General features: G+C 62.1%; 1 protein-coding gene. It reads left to right on the top strand.

Features of this window, described 5'->3' with window-relative positions:
• On the top strand, positions 1-742 hold a 742-nt coding region (locus tag K5L82_RS00005; protein ID WP_223132751.1), incomplete at both ends, for an Ig-like domain-containing protein.

The following is a 742-nucleotide window of genomic DNA, read 5'->3' on the forward strand; positions in this document are numbered from 1 at the left end:
GGCTGAAACCCCGATCACCGAAAGTGTGAACGAAAGCGGTCTGGCAGGCGGTTCGACGTCGGGTGATGACAGCCAGATTGCCACCGGCACGGTGACCTTGCCGGCTGGAGTGGAAGCGGTGCCGCAGACCAATGTCAGCACCGAGCACGGTGAGTTCAGCATTGATAAAGATGGCAACTACACCTACACGCTGACGGACACCACCTCGGGTGATGCCGTCGAAGACAGCTTCGAGTACACCACCCAGGATGCCGATGGCAACACGGTCACCAACACCGTGACCATTAACATTGCGGACGATGCGCCGGTGGCGGTCGCCGACACCGGTAACGTCACCGAAGGTGCAACCCTGACCGTAACGGCCACCGATGGTGTGCTGAGCAACGACACCGCCGGTGCCGATGGCTGGGCCGCCACGGGAGCTGTGGTCGGCGTGGCCGTCGGTAATACCGGCACCGCGTCCAGCGGTGGCGTGGCTGGCCGCATTGATGGCCAGTTCGGCTACCTGACCCTGAACGCCGATGGCAGCTACGAGTATGTCTCCACCGCCGATGCGATTACCGGCGACGAGCAAGACGTGTTCACCTACACCGTGCGCGACGCTGACGGTGACGAAACCACCGCCACGCTGACCATCAATGTGTCCGATGTCAGCCTGGCTGAAACCCCGATCACCGAAAGTGTGAACGAAAGCGGTCTGGCAGGCGGTTCGACGTCGGGTGATGACAGCCAGATTGCCACC

The sequence above is a fragment of the Marinobacter sp. AL4B genome (assembly GCF_019916045.1).
Lineage (GTDB): Bacteria > Pseudomonadota > Gammaproteobacteria > Pseudomonadales > Oleiphilaceae > Marinobacter.